Raw genomic sequence first — 16,381 nt, 5'->3', positions numbered from 1 at the left:
CTTCTCGCAGAGCCAAGCGCTATCGCTACTGGATTCCGGCCTGCGCCGGAATGACGAGCAAAAGGTCGCGCTTTACATCTTGTCAGGACAATGCAATGACCCAGCCCCTCTGGCAAAAATCCAATATCAAGATCGATGCCCGCATCATGAAGTTCCTCGCGGGCGACGACGTGCTGCTGGATCGCGAATTCTTCCTGCACGACATCACCGCCAGCAAGGCGCATGTCGAAGGCCTCGCCAATATCGGCGTGGTGAGCGCCGACGAAGCGACTGCGCTCAAGCGCGAGCTGGACGTACTGGCTGAAGATTTCCGCGCAGGCAACTTCGTGCTGGACGAACGCTACGAGGATGGCCACTCGGCCATCGAGGCGCGCCTGACCGAACGCCTGGGTGATGCCGGCCGCCGCGTGCACACGGGCCGCAGCCGCAACGACCAGATCCTGGTCGCCACGCGCCTGTGGCTGAAAGAGCAGCTGGCGTCGCTGGAACAGCACTGCAAGGCCATTGCCCAAGTGTGCCTCGACCGTGCAGCGCAGCCGCCGATTCCGCTGCCGGGTTACACGCATCTGCAGCGCGCCGTGGTGTCGTCCACGGCGATGTGGTTCGCCGGCTTTGCCGAAGGCTTCATCGACAACGCCCTGCGTGCGAAGCAGACCGCCGCGTTGATTGATGCCAACCCACTGGGCACCGCGGCCGGCTACGGCGTCAACCTGAAGCTCGATCGCGAACACACTACCCACGCGCTGGGCTTTGCACGCATGCAGGTGTCGCCGATCTATGCGCAGCTCTCGCGCGGCAAGTTCGAGATGGCCGTGCTGGAGGCCATCGCGGGCGCACTGCTGGACGTGCGCCGCCTGGCCTGGGACCTCTCGCTGTTCACGACAGCGGAATTCGACTTCGTGAAGCTGCCGTCCGAATACACCACGGGCAGCTCGATCATGCCGAACAAGCGCAACCCCGACGTGGTTGAGCTGCTGCGCGCAAGCTATGCCAGCGTGGCGGCGGCGCGTACCGAGATCGAGCAGCTGCTGTCGCTGCCCTCGGGCTACCAGCGCGACCTGCAGTTCTCCAAGGGCTCGTTGTTCCACGGCTGCCGTCATGGCCTTGCCGCGCTCGAACTGGTCCCGGATCTTCTTGCCCGTCTCGCCTGGAACGAGCCGGCCATGCGCGCGGCGATCGAGCCGGCGATGTACGCCACCGACGTGGCGATCGAACAGGCGGCAGCGGGCGTGCCTTTCCGCGACGCGTACCGTGCGGCCGCTGATGCCGCAGCATCTGCAGGCGAGGGGCGCACGCCCGAGGGTAGCCTGGCGGCACGCGTCTCGCCCGGTTCGGGCCACGACCTGCGCCTGGGTGAGTTGCGGGATCGACTAAGCCGTCTGGACGGCTAAACGGGAGTTCGGCATGGGGACTGTCAGTACGGGGAATGCCGAACACTACAGCTGGGGACAGGGTTGCGATGGCTGGCATCTGCTGGCCGTCGCTGACCTGAGCGTGATCGAGGAGCGCATGCCCGCGGGGACGGCCGAAGTCCGTCACCGGCATGTTCGCGCGAGACAGTTCTTCTACGTGCTCGAAGGCGAGCTCATGATCGAGCTGGACGGCGTAGCCCACCGGTTGCACGCGGGCGAGGGGTTGCATGTCCCTCCCGGCCTGGCTCATCAAGTGCGCAACGCTGCGGCCGCCGACACGCGAATGCTGGTGGTTTCCTCGCCGCGCAGCCATGGCGACCGGATCGACGTGCAGGAGGAGCCTGCCGCATGAGTCCCACGACTATCGCCAGCCAGGCGCTGTCCCCGTGGCGGCGCGCTGTCCTCAAGGTGGGCAGCAACCTCCTGGCTGCCGACGGCGGCGGCCTCACGACGCGCTACGCCGAAGCGTTGGCAGCGTTCATCACCGCCAGTCGGGCGGTCGGGCGACAGGTAGTGCTGGTTTCTTCGGGCGCCGTGGCGGCGGGTCGTGCGCAACTGCGCGCGCATGCACCCTTTGGAAGCGACCTGGCGGCGCGGCAGGCGCTGGCGGCGCTGGGCCAGGCGCCGATGATCGCGCTGTGGCAGTCGCTCAGTCCACGTCCGGTGGCCCAGGTGCTGCTCACCCACGACGACCTGCGAAACCGCCGTCGTTATCTCAACGCCCGCGCCACCTTGCGCGAGCTGCTCGCGCTCGATGTGCTGCCTGTGGTGAACGAGAACGACACGGTGGCGGTGGACGAGCTGAAGCTCGGCGACAACGACAACCTGGCGGCTATCGTCGCCGCGCTGGTGGACGCCGACCTGCTGCTGATCGCCTCGGACATCGATGCGCTGTACAGCGCCGATCCGCGCCTCGATGCGAGCGCCACGCCGATCACGCGCGTCGACGCACTGACGCCGGAGGTCCTCGCCATGGCTGGTGGCAGCGGAAGCACGGTCGGCACCGGTGGCATGCGTACGAAGCTCGAAGCCGCGGCCAAGGCGTCCGCCGCGGGCATTCCGACCGCCTTGTTCAGCGGCCGCGACCCGACAGCAGCCGGCTTGCTGGGTGAGGGCCAGCTTCGCGGGACGCTGTTCGCCGCGGGACGCAGCCGCATGCAGGCGCGCAAGTACTGGCTTCGACATGCTCCTGCCGCGCCCGGCCGTATCCACGTGGATGCCGGCGCCGTGCGTGCGCTGGCGGGCGGTCGGGCTTCCTTGCTGCCCGGCGGTGTGCTCGAGGTCAGCGGCGAGTTCCATCGCGGCGACCTGGTCGAGATCGTCGACGGCGCCGGGCGGCACGTCGCTCGCGGACTCAGTCAATACGGTGTTGCGGAAGCCCGCCGGCTGGCGGGGAAACACAGCCGCGAGATCGAATCCTTGCTGGGCTACAGCTATGGCGCGGAGATCGTCCATCGTGACGACCTGGCGACCGTGGCCGATATCGAAACGGGGGAAAGCGACACATGAGCGACATTCGTTCGCTGGCACTGGCCTGTCGTGACGCGGCACCGGCGGTGGCCATGCTTGATACCGAGGCCAAGCGCTCGTTGCTGCGCGACATGGCCTCCTCGCTGGGACGCCGCACGGCCACCATTCTCGAAGCGAATGCGCTCGATATGCGCGCGGCGTCCGAGAAGGGCCTTCAAGGTGCCATGCTCGACCGCCTGAAGCTGGATGAAGGGCGCGTTGCCGACATCGCGCAGGCGCTGCGCGAGGTGGCCGAACTTTCCGATCCGGTCGGCATGGTGACGCGTCGGGAGGTTCGGCCCAGCGGCATCGTCGTCGAGCGCGTGCGCATCCCGTTGGGCGTTGTGGCGATGATCTACGAGGCGCGGCCCAACGTGACCGCCGATGCCGCTGCCCTGTGCCTGATGGCGGGCAACGCGGTGATCCTGCGAGGAGGATCGGAGGCCATCCATTCCAACCGTGCGATCGCCGCGGCGCTGCATGAGGCCCTTGAGTCACACGGGCTTCCTCAAGCCGTCGTCACGCTGGTGGAAGACCTCCGGCGCGAAACCATGGTCGAGCTGCTCCAGCTCACCGACATCGTCGACCTCGCCATTCCCCGCGGCGGCGAAGGCCTGATCCGCTTCGTCACCGAGCACGCGCGCGTGCCCGTCATCAAGCACTACAAAGGCGTTTGCCATCTGTACGTCGATCGAGCGGCCGATCCCCTGCTGGCGCTCGACCTGCTGGTGGACGGAAAGACCTCGCGGCCCGGCGTGTGCAATGCGCTGGAGACCTTGCTGGTCCACCGGGACGCGGCCGCCGAGTTCCTGCCGCTGGCCGCTGCCGCGCTGAAGAAACGCCGGGTGGAGATGCGCGGTGACGATGCCACGCGTGCGCTGGTGCCGTGCGCGTCCCAGGCAAGCGATGACGACTACGCCGCCGAGTTCCTCGATCTGATTCTGGCGGTGCGTGTGGTCGACAGCCTCGATGAGGCGATCGCGCATATTCGGCGCTACGGGTCCGACCATACCGAGGTGATAGCGACCCGAGACGAGGCAGCCGCCCGGCGCTTCGTGCAGTCACTGCGCTCGGCCGTGGTGATGGTCAACGCGTCTTCGCGCTTTTCAGACGGTGGCCAGATCGGGCTGGGCGCCGAGATTGGCATCTCGACCACGCGTCTGCACGCTTACGGACCGATGGGAGCCGAGTCGCTCACCATCGAGCGCTTCGTGGTACACGGTGACGGGCAGATTCGTCATCCGGAGAGTCACGTCGGCTGAAGCGGCTTTACATTGCGGCCACAGATGGGCTCTTCCTTGTAGGAGCGCACCCAGTGCGCGACCGCAGCCTGATGCGGAGCGATCGCGCACTGGGTGCGCTCCTACAGGCGATAGGAGACGGCTCTACTTGATTGGATTCTCGATGCTCCGGTGGTCATAGCTCACCACGCGCGTCATCTGCCACTGGCCATCCTTGTAGCGCCAGATGTGGAGGAATTTGCCCTGGCCCTGGCAGGTCTTGCTGCCGATCGCGCAGAAACGGTGCGTGCCGGCCTCGATCGCGCCGAAGTCTTTGATCGGGTACACCTCGAGCTTGCCTACGAGTTCGCGACGCACCTTGTGGCAGATGTTCTTTCGTGTCGCGTCGACCACCGCTTCGCGCGTCGTCATGAGGCCGCCCTTGTCGTGGTAGAACTCCACGTTGGCGTCGAAGTACTTGCCGAACGTATCGAGGTCACACGTGTTGTAGGCGTCGAATACCTTGGTATCGAGGTCGTTCACCGTCTTCACCAGCGCATCGCCCGAAGGAAGGCCGTCAGGCGCACCGGCACGTGCCCCGGGACAGGTCATCAGCGGGATCATGAGCAGGGCTAGGCTGGTCAGGCTCGGCTTGGACATGGCAGTTCCCTCGGTGGGTAGTCCTGGAGATTAGAGCCATCCGAATGTCCATGGCGAAAGGACGGCTAGACGTCTGGTCATTGCAACGCTCCTGTCCGTCGCGATGACGCCGGGAGCTGCTCACGGGCGTTCCCGATGCGTGTTTACCTGGCGCGGTCCACCGTGACCTTGCGTAGCTGCTCCAGCAACACGGCGACCGGTGTTTCCAGGCGGGGCGGCAGGGCCTTGTGGACCAGCCATGCCACGACATCCATATGGAAGTCACTGACCGTGACGATTTTCAGCTGCTTGCGATACGGGCTTGTCGCCAGCAGGTCGGGCGTAATCAGGCCGACTCCGGCACCACGGGCCACCAGCGACAGCTGCAGGTCCGCGCCGAAGGCTTCGACGCCCACATCGCACGGAAGTCCCCGCTCTTCCAGCGAGCGGCGGAGGGTGGAACGCATGCCACAACCGTTCTGGCTGAGCACCCATGGAAAAGCGGAGAGCTGTTCGAGGTTCACCCGGCTGCGTAGTCCCAGCGAGGGGGATACCACCACGCGAATCGGTTGCCGATCGAAGGCGTGCGCCTCCATGCCCACCGGAGGCGGTGTCTGTTCCGGCAGCACGACCGCCGAGACATCGAGTGCACCCTGCACGACCTGGTCGATCAGACCGGGCGACCAGCCCGCCAGGATGCGCAGACCCAGCCCGGGAAAGCGCGAGCGCAATGCATCGACGGGTCCGGTCAGCGCGCGCTCGGCCAGGAACGGCGGCATGCCCAGGCGCAACTCGCCAGTGGGTTCGGCGTCGTTGCGCGACAGCGCCAGCAGGTCGGCTTCCGCATGCAGAAGCTGGCGCCCCTTTTGGTAGATCTCGCGGCCGGCCGCCGTAGGACGCAGCGGCTTGGATTGGCGATCCAGCAGCTCCACGCCCAATAGCGCTTCGAGGCTCTGCACACGACGCGTCACACCAGGCTGGGTGAGATGGAGTTGCGCCGCCGCCTGCACGATGGAACCTGTGTCCACCACTGCGATGAATGCCTTGATGTCCCGGGTGTTCATGCTTGTTCCATGACATGCGAATGGCGCATGTTATATATAAATATTATTCACTGTAATCATGGTGCGGAGGTATTTAGCATCCATGGCCTTCCTGTTGGCAAGGCCCGGTCATGCAATACCTTCCTCGTCGCCACGTCGATGTTGTTCCCCGCGAAGTGTCGGTCGAGCTCACTACGCCGCTGACCCTGCTGTTTGCGTTTGCGGTGGGTGTCATCATCATCAACCTCACCGCGGCGCAGCCGCTGGCTGGCCCGGTTGCACGCGCCATGCGCCTGCCGCCGGCGTGGACAGGGCTGGTCGCCATGCTGCCCCAACTCGGCTATACGGTCGGCATGTGGTTCCTGGTGCCGTTGGCGGACCTGTTTGAAAACCGCAGGCTGACCGTGCTGACGCTCGCGGCCTGCGCCGTGGCGCTCGCTCTCGCTGCCGTCGCGTCGCAGGCGTGGTGGTTGCTGCTGGCGCTCTGCATCGCGGGCGCCACGTCGTGTGCGATCCAGATCCTGGTGCCGCTGGCGGCCGCGATGGCCCATCCTGAGCGCCGTGGCAGTGCGGTGGGGAACGTCATGAGCGGCGTGATGCTGGGCATCCTGCTGTCGCGCCCACTGGCGAGCCTGATCGAAGGCACCTGGGGCTGGCGTGCGTGTTATGGCCTGCTTGGCGCCGCGGATGCCCTGCTTGCGGCGATGCTCTGGTTTGCGCTGCCCCGGCGGCGTCCGCCCGGACACGCGCCGTATTGGGCATTGATGGCGTCCATGTGGGGGCTCTGGCGCGACGAACCGGTCTTGCGTCGCTACGCGATCTCGTCCGCCATCATGATGGCTGCCTTCAGCGCGTTCTGGACGGCCGTCGCGCTGCGACTTGTGCAGGCGCCGTTTGCGCTCGACAGTCACGGCATCGCCTGGTTCGCGCTGGCCGGCGTTGCCGGCACGATCGTGGCGCCGCTGGCGGGCAAAGCGGGCGATCGCGGCTACAGCGCTGTCGGCATGTCGATCGCGCATGCAGTAGTCGTCGCGGGCGTGCTGGTCGCAGGCATGGCTGGCGGCGGATGGCTGGGATTCGACATGGCGGCCCATCCGAGGGTGGCGCTGGGGCTGCTGGTGCTCGCCGCCATCGTCATCGACGCAGGCGCCATTGGAGATCAGACGCTGGGACGGCGCGCGGTCAACATGCTCGATCCTGCTGCCCGCAGCCGATTGAATGGGCTGTTCGTCGGTGTGTTCTTCATCGGTGGGGGTGCTGGCGCGGTGGCCGCGGGCAGCGCGTGGGCCGTCGCCGGATGGAGCGGGGTCTGCGTACTCTGCGTGGCCTTCTGCGTGCTGGCTTTCGCGGGTGACAGCCTCGCAAAGCGCAAGGCGCTCAGCGCCGTCTGATCAGCTGCGCGAGGCCCAGCCGCGCACGGCTTCGGCAAACGCCACGCAGTCGGCGAAGCGGTTGTACAGCGGCGTGGGCGAGATGCGGATGACATCCGGTTCGCGCCAGTCGCCGATGATGCCGTGCTCCATCAGGTACTCGAACAGCGAGCGGCCGTGTTCGCGGCCGCCCAGCACGCGGATGGACAGCTGGGCGCCGCGGCGCTCGGGATCGCCGGGCGTGACCACTTCCAGCACATCGTTCAACTGGCTGTGCACCAGCCATTCGAGGTAGCCGGTCAGCTGCAACGACTTGTCGCGCAGGCGCTGCATGCCGGCACGTCGGAAGATCTCCAGCGAAACGCGCAGGGGCGTGAGTGCGAGGATCGGCGGATTGCTGAGCTGCCAGCCATCCGCGCCATAGGTCGGTACGAATTGCGGACCCATCTGGAAGCGCGTGGTCTTGTCGTGGCCCCACCAGCCGGCGAAACGCGGCAGGGTCGTGCGTGCATGGCGCTCGTGCACGAAGGCGCCGCCGACGGCGCCTGGGCCGCTGTTGAGGTACTTGTAGCTGCACCAGATGGCGAAATCGGCGCCGCTGTCGTGCAGTTGCAAGGGCAGGTTGCCCACGGCATGCGCGAGGTCAAAGCCCACCATGCAGCCGTGGCGATTGGCGAGGCGCGTGATGGCCGCGAGGTCGAACGCCTGGCCGGTGCGGTACTGGATACCCGGCAACATCACCAGCGCGATGCGCGAGCCATGCTCGGCCAGCGCACGCTCGATCGCCTCCATGGAGATCGTGCCGTTGGGCTGGTCGCTCTCCAGTTCGATCAGCGCGGTGGCCGGATCGAAGCCATGGAAGCGAACCTGCGACTCCACTGCGTAGCGATCGGTGGGGAACGAGCCCGCCTCGATCAGGATCGCGTGGCGCTCCGGCGTCGGGCGGTAGAAGCTCACCATCATCAGATGGAGGTTCACGCCCAACGTGTTCATCGCCACCACTTCGTGCGGCTGTGCGCCGACCACTGCGGCGAGATCGTCACGCACGAACTCGTGATAATCCATCCACGGCAGGCGGCCCTTGAAATGGCCTTCCACGCCCAGCTCGCCCCAGTAATCGAGTTCCGCGCTGAGCGCTGGACGCACGGCACGCGGTTGCAGACCCAGCGAGTTGCCACAGAAGTAGTGGCTATCGCGGTCTTCGTGCGGAGGAATCAGGAACTCGTCGCGGAAGCCGCGCAGCGGATCGGCGGCATCCTGGGCCTGGGCCCAGGCGAGGGTGGCTTCGTACGCGATAGGCATAAATAGTCACGTGGCGGTAGAAAGCTAGATTGCCATGTCCCGGCGTCAATACTCCAGTCACGCCTTGGGTGAATCGAGGGCCCACCCACGGATGAAAGCCCTCGATTTACTGCCAAGTGTCAGTAAGCCGTAGCAGCACACACGAGGGTGTTGCCAGTCTGACCGGCTTTCCATGTACAGCGAACTTCCTTGGGTGACGGCGATCCTCCGCTGGAGGACCAATTGGTAGGCGCCCCGATGGTATTCATATGTTGGCCAAAACGGTTCAAATCATCGCCGCCAGCACTTGGACCATACCAAGTGCCTTGATTTTGTGGCTGGTTGGAATCTGGGATAAGTTGATTTCTTGGAGTCGTGGCGCTACCTGGGACAAACTCAAGCTTTGTTGAGTTAGGGCTATTGGCCGTCATGCGATACAGGGCGCTGCTGCCATCGGCAAAGACGATGCGAACTTCAAGGACTATCTCACTCTTCAGGCCGAAGTAGACGAGTCCGGCTTCATTGATCGTATTGTAAAAGGACCGAACCTGATTCCAGCGATCTTTGCTATTGACGATCTCGATGCCGATGCGGTTGCGTAGGTTTGCATCTTCGGTGACGTTGTACGCAGATGTACCTTGATTGAGGCCGGGTATGTTCGATCCCAGGTCGGTGTAAGGGACAGTTATGGCCGCCTGCAATTTGTATCCGGCGAACTGGTAGAAGCTGCTTACGTTGACAAAGGCATTGTAGATGCTGGGGTCAGTCGGTATTTCGCTGACTTCGATGGCTTCCGGTGGCGGCTCAACCTGATCGGTATAGCCCCGCTTCAGGCCAAACACATACGAGTGAATAGTGCCGGTCTTGAGGTTATACAGCGTGACGCCTCCCAGGTCGTAATATTGCTTCGCTGTTTGGCGAAATATTGCATCGGTTGTGCACCATGTGCACTGATCGACAACGCCGTCATAGGCGAAGGCGTTGCTTGCTGTGCACAAGCAAAAGAGGGCGAAAAAAACACTGTGGAAATAGCGCTTCATTAGTGACTCCCCGAACGAAAATTAATGAATGCCGCAAAAAATTGCGACATTCACATCATTCTGCGGCTTGGCGGTGAGAGTCCATGCAATGCTGCTAATGAATTAGTCGGCTAACTATTATCGGGCATGTAGCGTTTTTCTGTTTCAGCTGAGGCCATCAATAAAGAGCCCTGCAGCTTTTGTTACTTCAACTGCCCCGCAATGGCATCGCAGCCCTTGTCGAAGGCGGCCTTCCACTGCGCGCCCGCTTGGCTCTGCGAGGGACGCACGCAACGTAGTTGGATGGCGTGGTTGTCCTTGAACCAGTAGCGCTCGCTATAGCTGTACGGAGCGCCGTTCTCCTGCGCCGTGTACACGAAGTTGTCGGCGCCCTGGCTCGTGGCCGCCTGGTATCCGGTGAGTGACTTGGCCTTGCTCATGGCGCCGCTCACGTACTGCTGGAACGCAGCCACATCGGCTACCTGCTTCACCGTCACCGTCACGCGGGCGAGGCTGTTGCTGCCGGTCGGCGAGGAGTCGGGCACCTGGAACACGCGCACTTCCGGATCGCCTTGGGTTTCCATGATGCCAACCCACTGATCGGGCGTGCTGAAGCTGACGCTGCCGCCCGCCATGCTGACATCGGTGGCCTGCACTGCGCCGGCCAGCACGAAGGCGGCGACGAAAACCGTGTTGCGGAAGAAGCTCATGCCTGCTCCTGTGAGGCGATATGGGGTTCGAATCGGTGTTTTGGCAGACCCAGCCACTCCAGGGCCGTGCCGTGGAAGAGCTGCGCACGGGCAGCATCATCCAGGCCCAAGGCCTCGATGCCACTGCCAGGATGCTGTTCCCCCAAGGGGAAAGGATAATCGGTCCCCAGCATGACGCGCTCGACCCCGGTCACATCCAGGAGATAGCGCAGGGCGTGCGGGTCATGCACGCAGGAGTCGAAATACAGCCTTTGCAGGTATTCGCGGGGGTTGCGCGGGTTGTCGGTGGCCACCAGGTCCGGGCGCATGCGGAAGCCGTGCTCGATGCGGCCGATGCTCCAGGGGAAACTGCCGCCGCCATGGGCCAGCATCACGCGCAGGCGGGGCAGGCGCTCCAGCACGCCCCCGAACACCAGGCAGCAGCCGGCGCGCGACTGCTCGGCCGGCATGCCGACCAGCCAGGGCAGCCAGTACTTGGGCATGCTGGCGGCGCCCATCATGTCCCAGGGATGCACCATCACGGCCGCGCCCAGGTCGGCGGCGGCCTCGAAGAAGGGAAACAGCTCCGGCGCATCCAGGTTCCAGTCGTTGCAGTGCGAGCCGATCTGCACGCCTTGCAGGCCCAGCTCGTCGATGCAGCGTTCCAGTTCGCGGATGGCGAGATCCGGCGACTGCAATGGCACGGTGCCGATCCCCGCATAATGGCGCGGATAGGCGTCGCAGAGCGCCGCCATGCTGTCGTTGAGATGGCGATGCAATTCCAGCGCCTGATAGCCCGGCGCCCAGTACGAGAACAATACCGGCACGGTGGACACCACTTGCACATCCACGCCGAAGCGCGCGTAGTCGTCGATGCGCTGCTGCGGGTCGAAGGCCGAATCCCATACCTCGCGGAAGAACTTTCCGTCCTTGTAGATGCGGTGGCGTCCATCGTTGTGGATCATCACCGGGAAGCGCTCGTCGCCGTACTTGGCCGCCAGGTTGGGCCAGTCACGAGGGAGGATATGGGCGTGGGTATCGATCTTGAGCATGGGTCGAGTGTAGGACCTTGGCATGACCGCGTCGTGCCGCGGTCGCACATCGGCCTGGGACGCGCCTGAACGTGCATCCCCCGCGGGATGACGGCATCATGGGCGGCGCGATCACGCCGCGCTCGCCATGGGAGGCAGCATGAAGTTCCTGGTCATGATCTACAACGACGACACCCTGCTCGACGCACTGCCGCAAGGCGAGTTCGACACTATGATGAAGGGCTGTTTCGAAAAGGCCGATGCCCTGCGCGAAGAGGGCTGCCTGCTCGATTCGATGCAGCTTGAATCGCCGGCGCAGGCCAAGTCGCTGCGCATGCGCGACAACAAGATGAGCGTGATGGATGGCCCATTCGCCGAGGCCAAGGAATACCTCGGCGGTTTCAACCTGATCGAAGCGGAGAACATGGACGACGCCCTGCGCATCGCCAGTTCGTTTCCCTGGGCTCGTACGGGACGCATCGAAGTGCGCCCGGTGCGTGACATGGATGCCGTGAGGCAGCGCGTCGGCGCTTAGTGATTTTCTCTGGCGCTGTCGCCAGGTTGCCCCTCACCCCAGCCCTCTCCCCGGAGGGGAGAGGGGGTCAAGGCGCGCGGCGAATCGCAATGACCGCGTTGAGGCCGCCGAAGGCGAACGAGTTGCTGATGGCAACATCGACCTTGCGCTCGCGTGCTTCGTTCGGCACATAGTCGAGGTCGCAGGCCGGATCGGGGCCGAGGTAATTCAGCGTGGGCGGCACGATGCCGTCGTGGATGGCGCCGATCGCCGCCACCAGTTCCAGCGCACCGCCGGCGCCCAAGGCGTGGCCGTGCATGGGCTTGGTCGAGGAAATCCACAGCTCGCGCGCATGCTCACCAAAGACGCGGTGAATGGCGCGCGTCTCGGTACTGTCGTTCGCCACGGTGCCGGTGCCGTGCGCGTTGATGTAGTCCACCTGGTCGGGTGACACGCCACCATCGCGCAGGGCCATGTTCATGGCAGCGGCTGCACCGATATCCGACGGAGCAGCGATGTCACCGGCATCGGAACTCATGCCCGTACCAACCAGTTCGCAGATGATTTCCGCGCCGCGTGCGCGAGCGGACTCCAGCGTTTCGATCACATACATGGCTGCGCCTTCGCCCAGCACCAGGCCGCGACGACCCTGGCTGAAGGGGCGGCAGGTGTCGGGCGCCAGCACGCGCATGGCTTCCCACGCGCGCAACGTGCCCAGCGTGATGCAGGCTTCGGTGCCGCCCACTACGGCGGCGTCGATCATGCCGCTGCGGATCATCAGCGCGGCCTGCGCGAACGCGTGATTCGACGAGGCGCAGGCGCTGGCCACCACGAAGGAGGGGCCGGTGATGCCGTGCACCATGCTCACCTGGCTGGCCGGCGCGTTCATCATCATGCGTACGATGCCCAGCGGGTGGAAACGCCCCTGGTGTTCGCCGTAAAGACGCTCGTAGAGATCGTCGCGCGTGGTCTCGCCACCGGCACCCGTGCCGATCACCACTGCCGCTCGCGAAGCCGCCTCGCCTTCGAAGCGGATGCCCGATTGCTGGATGGCCTCCCGGGCGGCGATCAGCGCGTATTCGCTGAAGGGATCGAGCAGCGAACGGCGCGCGTCGTCGAAGAAGTTCGCCGGATCGTAATCCGTGACTTCCGCGGCGATGCCGCCGTTGCGCAGTTGCCCCGGCTGGATGTGATGGATGGGACCGATGCCGGAACGGCCTTCGGTCATCGCCTTCCACACGGAAGGCGCATCGTGGCCCAGGGCGCAGATCGCGCCCATGCCGGTGATGACGATACGACGCATGTTCAGCAGGCTCTTTGCTTAGCCCTCGGTGGCCTTCTGGGCGATCTGGCGTTCGATCGCCTCGACAAGCTGGCCGACGGTGCCGTTGTCGAAGTCGGTGTCTTCGTTCGGCAGGTTGATGTTGAAGTGTTCTTCCAGGTCGAACAGCACTTCGATGGCGTCCAGCGAGGCGATGCCAAGGTCCTTGAGGGTGGACTCGGGCTTGATCGTGGCGATGTCGATCTTGGCCTGCTTGGCAATGATGTCGAAGGTTTCCTGCTGAACTGTGCTCATGTTTGCTTTCCTGGTTTCCATGGCGCCGGGGTGGTAGGGCATCGCTAGGAAGCCCCCTGCACAAGCCTGACCAACCGCCACGGCAAAGTCCAGAATGCCGGTGCATACGGAACGGTACGCGATCATCGTGCCGTGGCTGCCTTTCACGAATCTTTGGCAGGCCGCGGGGCCTGCCGCCGGAGCAGGCGGGGCCTTATGCTATGCGGTCTGTATCCCTGGGAAACACCACGTGCGGTATCTGAATCAGCTTGAGCCGGATGCCCTGGTCGCCCGTTTCGCCGAGCATCCCCCCATCGGTTTCAGCGTGCTCGAGGCGGCCGGCACGCCGGCCTTCATCGCGCCGTTCGACCTGCTCACCACGGCCGATGCCGAGGCGCGGGACAAGGTGATGCACGCGCCCGGTTACCGGTGGTGGGGAAAGCTGTTGCGTTGGCGCACGGCGTTCGTGGGCACGACGGTGTCCGAGTACGCGCTGTTTCCGCGCGGTGCCGATCCTTACGCGCTGGCGCGTGCCCTGCGCGACGCACTGGGACGCAGGCAACGCCTGCTGATCGTGAAGGACATACCGCAAGCCTCGCCGTTGTTCGACGCCGATGCGGCCGAATGGTGTCGCCGGTTTGGCGACGCATGTGCCGACAACGGCTTCGTGCTGCTGGAAGGCCAGGCGCTGGCCTACGTGCCGATCGATTTCGCCAGCGAAGACGAGTACCTCGCACGCCTTTCTTCAGGTCGGCGCAAGGACATCCGGCGCAAGTTGCGCAAGCGCGACGACGTAGTGGTGGAACCGGTGCGCTGCGGCGATGCGATGTTCGTCGATGACGCCACGGTCGATGCGTATTACGCGCTTTACGAGAACGTGTACGCGCAGAGCGAAATCCATTTCGACAAGTTGAGTCGCGATTTCTTCGCCGCCGTGCTGCGTGACGCCGCCAACGGTGGTGTGGTGTTCGTCTATCGTCACCAGGATGTGACGATCGGCTGGAACCTGTGCTTCGTGGTGGCAGGCAAGCTGATCGACAAGTACGTCGGTTTTGCCTATCCGCAAGCACGCGAACAGAACCTTTATTTCACCAGCTGGTTCCACAATCTGGCCTTTGCGCGCGAACAGGGCCTCACGCATTACGTGGCGGGCTGGACGGACCCTGAAATCAAGTCCTATCTGGGTGCAAAATTCACCCTGACCCGGCACGCGATCTACCTGCGCAATCCGCTGTTGCGCATGCTGGCGCGAAAGTTGGGCCGGTTCTTCGAAAGCGACAGCCAATGGGCAACGCATGAACAGGCGTGAACCGCTGATTCTGGACTTCGACGGCTCGGTGGGCGACTTGCCGGGTGCGACGACGATCGCCCTGTCGGACTGGCAGGAAGCGATCCGTTTCGGTTGCACGTTGCGGACGTTCAACCGGCTTCGCGCGAAGCTCGATGGCGAGGCGCCGGCCAGCTACGGCACGGTGCTGATGGGTTCGGGCGACTATCACCATCTCACCTGGCCGCTGGTTGAGCGCCAGCGCGCACGTGGGCCGTTCCAGCTGGTGGTGTTCGACAATCATCCGGACAACATGCGTTTCCCGTGGGGCATCCATTGCGGTTCATGGGTGCGTCGCGTGGCCATGCTGCCCTATGTCACGCACGTGCACGTCGTGGGCATCACCTCGGGCGACATCGGCGCGAAGCATGCGTGGGAGAACTACCTGCGTCCGCTGCAGGCCGGCAAGCTCAGCTACTGGTGCATGGACGTGAACGTGGACTGGGCGGCCAGGCTGGGCCTGTCCGATGCGTTCCGGCGTTTCGATGATCCGGACGAGCTCACCGCAGCCTTCGTCCAGCAGCTGCGGCAGGCGCCGCAGGCCACCTATCTCTCGATCGACAAGGATGCATTCAGCGTCGACACCGCACGTACCAACTGGGACCAGGGGCGCATGGAAGAAGACCATGCGTTGGCCATCATCGAGGCGCTGCGCGGACGCATCATCGCAAGCGACATCAACGGCGAAGTCTCCGCGTACCAGTACCGCACGTGGTGGAAACGCTTGCTCAGCGGCATGGATGGGCAGGAGCCGATCCCGCAAAGCGAGCTGGACGCATGGCAGGCGCAGCAGCGCGCCTTCAACAGCCGCCTGCTCGCGGCGATCGCGGAAAGCAGCGTGTAAGGGGATCGGTCGACGCTCCATCGGCAGGGCAGGCATGGCGTAGATATAAGGCGGCAAGCGTGGCGGAGTGCCGGCTCATTCCGGTGGCCCGTTTGGACGGTGCGTTCGCTATGGTCGAGCTCATTTCCTCCCATCGTCGCGTGCGGACGTTTCTCGCGCTCGCCTTTGGCATCAGCTGGTGCGCGTGGGGAGCGCTGATCCTCATGGCGCAGCACCAGGCAACCGCTTACGGCGAATGGCCTTTCATGTCGCTGTACGTACTCGGTGGCCTGGGACCGACCATCGCCGCCTACGGCGCCGTCTACCTGACCCGGACCGACGTGCCGTTGTGCGAATTCAATCAGCGTGTGCTGCGCTGGCGGTTACCGCCAGCGTGGTATGCCGTGGCGATAGGCACGCCGATCGTGCTGGCTTTCGTTGCCGTCGGCATCGCGGGGGCGTTGCATCCTGCCACGTGGGGGCAGTTGGCCATCAAGCCCTGGTATGTGTTCCCGTTGCTGTTCGCCATGACCATCATCGGTGGTGGCCTGGAGGAATTGGGTTGGCGCGGCGTTGCCCAGGAGGCATGGGGACCGATGCTGGGCCAGGCGCGCGCTGCATGGTTGATTGGCCCGATCTGGGCGGTGTGGCACCTGCCGCTGTTCTTCCTGCCCGGGGTCAGCCAATACCACGGCCAGTTCGGTCCGTTTCTGGTGGGCGTCGCGGGCAACGCTTTGCTGTTCGGCTGGCTCTACAGCCGTACGCGCAGCATCCTGCTGTGCGTCTTCATGCATGCCGCCAGCAATGCCATCGTCATGCTCGGCGTGGTGGTGCCCGCCGGGGTTGGAGCATCGTTGATCAGTCCATGCCTCGTGCTGGCCGCGGGAGCGCTGCTCTTTCTTTCCAGCGGCAAGCGTGGCTCGCCAGCCGTTCCCGACGCGCGCTGAGT

The 16,381-nt window shown here is 64.6% G+C and carries 17 protein-coding genes; 9 read left to right on the top strand and 8 right to left on the bottom strand.

All coding sequences use genetic code 11. The features are described from left to right. Positions 1-95: 95 nt before the first annotated feature. From argH to CA260_RS14815, 4 genes are read left to right on the top strand one after another with little or no spacing between them, the layout of a single operon-like run. A complete protein-coding gene (argH, locus tag CA260_RS14830) occupies positions 96-1,391 on the top strand; it encodes an argininosuccinate lyase (protein WP_111983824.1) in 1,296 nt (431 codons plus the stop codon). Positions 1,392-1,404: 13 nt separating this feature from the next. Further along, the gene (locus tag CA260_RS14825) at positions 1,405-1,764 is read left to right on the top strand and encodes a cupin domain-containing protein (RefSeq protein ID WP_111983823.1); all 360 of its coding nucleotides are present in this window, start codon (positions 1,405-1,407) and stop codon (positions 1,762-1,764) included. Next, on the top strand, positions 1,761-2,921 hold the full coding sequence (gene proB / locus CA260_RS14820) for a glutamate 5-kinase (protein ID WP_111983822.1): 1,161 nt from the start codon (positions 1,761-1,763) through the stop codon (positions 2,919-2,921). The genes CA260_RS14825 and proB overlap by 4 nt, the downstream gene beginning before the upstream one ends. After that, complete coding sequence (locus CA260_RS14815) at positions 2,918-4,183, top strand: glutamate-5-semialdehyde dehydrogenase (protein ID WP_111983821.1); 1,266 nt, start codon at positions 2,918-2,920, stop codon at positions 4,181-4,183. The genes proB and CA260_RS14815 overlap by 4 nt, the downstream gene beginning before the upstream one ends. Before the next feature lie 123 nt (positions 4,184-4,306). On the opposite strand, the gene CA260_RS14810 is transcribed toward CA260_RS14815, so the two are convergent. Together CA260_RS14810 and CA260_RS14805 are read right to left on the bottom strand one after the other, a co-directional pair. Further along, positions 4,307-4,801 (bottom strand): nuclear transport factor 2 family protein, encoded by a 495-nt coding sequence (locus CA260_RS14810; RefSeq protein ID WP_238149776.1) that lies wholly within the window; start codon positions 4,799-4,801, stop codon positions 4,307-4,309. A 143-nt stretch (positions 4,802-4,944) separates the two neighbouring features. Further along, positions 4,945-5,844 carry a LysR family transcriptional regulator gene (locus tag CA260_RS14805; protein ID WP_111983820.1) on the bottom strand — a complete coding sequence of 300 codons (900 nt, stop codon included), beginning with the start codon at positions 5,842-5,844 and terminating at the stop codon, positions 4,945-4,947. Between the two features lie 110 nt (positions 5,845-5,954). On the opposite strand from CA260_RS14805, the gene CA260_RS14800 reads away from it, so the two are divergent. Beyond that, positions 5,955-7,214, top strand: coding sequence for an MFS transporter (locus tag CA260_RS14800; RefSeq protein WP_111983819.1), 1,260 nt, complete (start codon positions 5,955-5,957; stop codon positions 7,212-7,214). Here the strand turns inward: CA260_RS14800 and kynU are convergent, their stop codons facing one another. The 4 genes from kynU to CA260_RS14780 all read right to left on the bottom strand — a co-directional run bounded on the left by kynU (position 7,215) and on the right by CA260_RS14780 (position 11,234). After that, positions 7,215-8,495, bottom strand: coding sequence for a kynureninase (kynU, locus tag CA260_RS14795; RefSeq protein ID WP_111983818.1), 1,281 nt, complete (start codon positions 8,493-8,495; stop codon positions 7,215-7,217). It abuts the gene before it with no gap. A gap of 119 nt (positions 8,496-8,614) precedes the next feature. Then, a complete protein-coding gene (locus tag CA260_RS14790; protein WP_111983817.1) occupies positions 8,615-9,514 on the bottom strand; it encodes a hypothetical protein in 900 nt (299 codons plus the stop codon). Positions 9,515-9,696: 182 nt separating this feature from the next. After that, on the bottom strand, positions 9,697-10,203 hold the full coding sequence (locus CA260_RS14785; protein WP_111983816.1) for a hypothetical protein: 507 nt from the start codon (positions 10,201-10,203) through the stop codon (positions 9,697-9,699). Beyond that, positions 10,200-11,234 (bottom strand): amidohydrolase family protein, encoded by a 1,035-nt coding sequence (locus CA260_RS14780; protein ID WP_111983815.1) that lies wholly within the window; start codon positions 11,232-11,234, stop codon positions 10,200-10,202. The genes CA260_RS14785 and CA260_RS14780 overlap by 4 nt, the downstream gene beginning before the upstream one ends. Positions 11,235-11,373: 139 nt before the next feature. Between CA260_RS14780 and CA260_RS14775 the strand changes: the two genes are divergently transcribed. Next, complete coding sequence (locus CA260_RS14775; protein ID WP_111984403.1) at positions 11,374-11,748, top strand: YciI family protein; 375 nt, start codon at positions 11,374-11,376, stop codon at positions 11,746-11,748. Between the two features lie 67 nt (positions 11,749-11,815). Here the strand turns inward: CA260_RS14775 and CA260_RS14770 are convergent, their stop codons facing one another. Beyond that, positions 11,816-13,030, bottom strand: coding sequence for a beta-ketoacyl-[acyl-carrier-protein] synthase family protein (locus tag CA260_RS14770; RefSeq protein WP_111983814.1), 1,215 nt, complete (start codon positions 13,028-13,030; stop codon positions 11,816-11,818). An 18-nt stretch (positions 13,031-13,048) separates the two neighbouring features. Next, a complete protein-coding gene (locus CA260_RS14765; RefSeq protein ID WP_111983813.1) occupies positions 13,049-13,303 on the bottom strand; it encodes an acyl carrier protein in 255 nt (84 codons plus the stop codon). Between the two features lie 229 nt (positions 13,304-13,532). On the opposite strand from CA260_RS14765, the gene CA260_RS14760 reads away from it, so the two are divergent. From CA260_RS14760 to CA260_RS14750, 3 genes are all read left to right on the top strand, one after another. After that, positions 13,533-14,591: a peptidogalycan biosysnthesis protein gene (locus tag CA260_RS14760; RefSeq protein ID WP_111983812.1), complete on the top strand. Its 1,059-nt coding sequence runs from the start codon at positions 13,533-13,535 to the stop codon at positions 14,589-14,591. After that, a complete protein-coding gene (locus tag CA260_RS14755) occupies positions 14,578-15,453 on the top strand; it encodes a hypothetical protein (RefSeq protein ID WP_111983811.1) in 876 nt (291 codons plus the stop codon). The genes CA260_RS14760 and CA260_RS14755 overlap by 14 nt, the downstream gene beginning before the upstream one ends. Positions 15,454-15,563: 110 nt before the next feature. Continuing rightward, the gene (locus CA260_RS14750) at positions 15,564-16,379 is read left to right on the top strand and encodes a CPBP family intramembrane glutamic endopeptidase (protein WP_172461862.1); all 816 of its coding nucleotides are present in this window, start codon (positions 15,564-15,566) and stop codon (positions 16,377-16,379) included. Positions 16,380-16,381 lie beyond the last annotated feature (2 nt).

Origin of the sequence: Dyella jiangningensis (assembly GCF_003264855.1) — a bacterium.
Lineage (GTDB): Bacteria > Pseudomonadota > Gammaproteobacteria > Xanthomonadales > Rhodanobacteraceae > Dyella > Dyella jiangningensis_C.
Note: the sequence above shows the minus strand (reverse complement) of the source record. Positions and strands in the feature narration are given on the sequence as shown.